Annotated in this window: 3 protein-coding genes; all 3 read left to right on the top strand. The window is 66.2% G+C overall.

The features are described 5' to 3' along the window. Positions 1–283: 283 nt before the first annotated feature. The 3 genes from IEZ27_RS53330 (at position 284) to IEZ27_RS53340 (ending at position 2706) form a co-directional block, all read left to right on the top strand. Positions 284–1267: a tyrosine-type recombinase/integrase gene (locus IEZ27_RS53330; RefSeq protein WP_189654304.1), complete on the top strand. Its 984-nt coding sequence runs from the start codon at positions 284–286 to the stop codon at positions 1265–1267. A 191-nt stretch (positions 1268–1458) separates the two neighbouring features. After that, on the top strand, positions 1459–2181 hold the full coding sequence (locus IEZ27_RS53335) for a hypothetical protein (RefSeq protein WP_189654305.1): 723 nt from the start codon (positions 1459–1461) through the stop codon (positions 2179–2181). Between the two features lie 324 nt (positions 2182–2505). Further along, the gene (locus tag IEZ27_RS53340) at positions 2506–2706 is read left to right on the top strand and encodes a hypothetical protein (protein WP_189654306.1); all 201 of its coding nucleotides are present in this window, start codon (positions 2506–2508) and stop codon (positions 2704–2706) included. The last annotated feature ends 311 nt before the right edge of the window (positions 2707–3017 follow it).

A 3017-nucleotide genomic window follows, 5' to 3' on the forward strand; every position in this document is an offset into this window, starting at 1 on the left:
CTCGAGCCGCTCCCACTCTGCGTTGGTTAAGTCACCTCGACCCATAGGCCCATCGTGACTGTCCAGGCACGATCAGTCAGCAGATCTAAGAAACAGCACCTAGCTGTCCCGCTGCCTGAAAGCCTCCTTCAGGCCCAGGAAATTGCATACCGTCCCAACTGACATAGAATTCGCCTTCTCTGTCACAGACATCACCTCCTGCCGACGATCCCGCAGGTCGCCGCTCGCCCGGCCGAAGCCGACTCGATAGCATTACCTGTCACATCCATCCTGGAGGTCCGCCATGCCGGTTGTCGCCTTCCCCGGGACGCCTGGCCGGCCCGGCGTGCACGACCTCGCCGCGCCCCTCGGCGGCCGCTCGACCGTGGCCGGCGCCGCTGCCCGCTTCCTCGACGCCCTCCAGGTCGCCACCACCCGCGCCAGCTACTCCCGCACCCTGGCCCGCCTGACCGCCGTCACCGGCCCGCACCACCCAGTCGCCGAGCTGGAGCCCGAGCACTACGCCGCCGTCATGGCCGCCTGGGACGCCTCCGCCCCGGCCACCTGGAACCGGCACCTGTCCGCGCTGGTCTCCTTCACCACCTGGGCCCAGCGCCAGGACCTGCTGGCGACCAACCCCGCCCGCCGGCTGGAGCGCCGCACCCCCGCCCGCCGCGGCGGCCGCGCCATCCCGCAGGCCTGCCTGGAGAAGCTGTTCACCGACGACCGCCACCCGCTCCGGGAACGAGTCCTCTGGCGGCTGCTGTATGAAACTGCGGCCCGGGCCGAGGAAATCCTCTCCCTCGACGTCGAAGACCTCGACCCTGAGTTCCGGCGCGCCCGCGTCACATCCAAGGGCGGCGCCCTCGAATACGTGCACTGGGCCACCGCCACCGCCCGCCTGCTGCCCCGTCTGCTGAAGGGACGCCAGGCCGGGCCAGTCTTCCTGGCCGACCGGCGCGCTCCCGCCTCCGGACGGCGTGCGCCCGCGGCCGCCGACATCTGCCCCGTCACCGGACGAGGCCGCCTGTCCTACCCGCGCGCCGAGTACCTGTTCAAGACCGCCTCCGCCGAGCTCGACCCGCACGGCGACGGATGGACCCTGCACCAGCTGCGCCACAGCGCCCTGCAGCATCTGGCCCAGGCCGGGCGGACCGCGCCCGAACTCCAGGCCAAGTCCCGCCACCAGCACCTGTCCAGCCTCGGCCGCTACATCCGCCTGGGCGAGGAGACCTCCGCCCGCATCACCGCCGAGCACGATCCGGCCGCCCGTCGGCGCACCCGCTAGCGATCTCCGGCATCTACCCGCAACGGGTTGCCGCTGACCAGGGCTAACGACCATCCGATGTACTTCCTGGCAGCTTCGTTAACGACAGGCCCCATCGCATCAATTGATGGCAATGTAGATCAACAAGTCACTGCGGAAGAGCTGCATTTCACCGGAATAGCCGATTGGATTGACCACAGGAAGGTGCCGACATGACCGCTTCTAGGGCGCCCCTAACCCGAGACAGCCTGAAGGTGAAGATTGCCGTACAGCAGGTGCGGCTGGCAGGTACGGAGTACCGCGTGATCTGGCCAGCCAGACCGTTGAAGAACGGAGCGCTTTACAAGGCTCGTGGCCATTACGAGATGTATGTGGACCGGACAGACGGCAGACGCATCGGCACACTGTGGCTGCTCGCAGCGCGATCGCCGCGATCGTTGGTCTATCTGCCGATGCGTACTGCTCCGGCTGTACCCGGTTTCGGCTCGGAAGGCGAGCAGCCGCTGGACCTCGTGCTGGCCCCCCGCGCGATACAGCTGCGCCCTTCCCGCTGGAAGCGAATCCGGGAGCATCTCAACGCGGGGAACGCCGCTCGCGAGCTACGCACCGCCAGTGTGCCAGAGCGAGACCTTCCCGACCTCGAGGCCGACTACATCATTCCTGACAACCCGAAGGAGGCGAACAAGTTCGTCCTTCGCAAGGACGTCTACGCCGAGACACTGCTGCTGACGGGCGGAACCCCAGCCTTCCGGAAAGGGGCGAAGGCAATATTCGCCGTCACGAAAGACGGACCGCCCGCCGCCGCCACGGGCTTCTACCAGCCAGTTGGATGCAACTATCACACTTGCCGAGCCATCTATGACTGGGACGCAACTCCTAACTTTCGCGACTGGGAACAATTGCACGTAGCGTTCTGCCCGCAATGGGCAAGATGACGAAGGCAGGCAACGACTCACCCGCCAACGCCGCCGGGGAGCACGAACGGTCACCATCGAGCTGGGTCCGCTCCACCCTCGCGGTAGTGCAACAGAACGACACCCTGATCGCCGCATCGCAGCGCGCGGCCCAGATCCTGGGGGGCCGCAACCCCGGCCGGCGCCCGCTTCCGCGTCGCCGCCGAGTTCCTGCTCCTGGTGAACGCGCCCCTCCGGCAGGCCATGGAGGGGTGCCGTTAACCAACGTGTCATAGGCCGCCAAACCTCGAAGATCCCTAGCCTGACCTTCTGTAATGCTCAAGGGGCCGGCGCGGATCTATGGGCATGGAACGTCCGCCGCTTGGCATGGATGAACTCATCGAGCACTGGACTGTGCTGAGCGATGAGGTCGGCCTGGTCAGTGCGAAGCAGGAAGGCACTCGCCTGGCCTTTGCGCTGTTGCTGAAGTACTTCACCGAACTCGCCACGGGCTGCCCTGTCGTCGAACAGCCAGCAGCGCGAGCCGAGCTGGAGGCTGGCGGCTGATTTCCCAGGTCAGCGCCTACTTGGCGGCTGATGGCGTGTTGGTTAACGGCACCCCAAGATGCGGATGTTATCTAGTGTTCGGCCGAACCGTCAGGCAAGCATGGCAAGTGGCCTTCCGGGAACATGCCTGACGGGTTATCTGGGGTTTGTCAGGCACGTAGGTCACGTCAGGGGACGCCCTGGGAAGCGCCCGAAACTCTGGGGCGCCGGTCACGTCCACGGACGTGGTGTATGAATCGATCTTCGCGTGATCCTGTTTCTGCAGGTTAAGCGGTAAGCGTCTGCGGAAGTGGGTTCTGGGTCGGTGTGTC

The organism is Nonomuraea spiralis (genome assembly GCF_014648435.1).
Lineage (GTDB): Bacteria > Actinomycetota > Actinomycetes > Streptosporangiales > Streptosporangiaceae > Nonomuraea > Nonomuraea spiralis.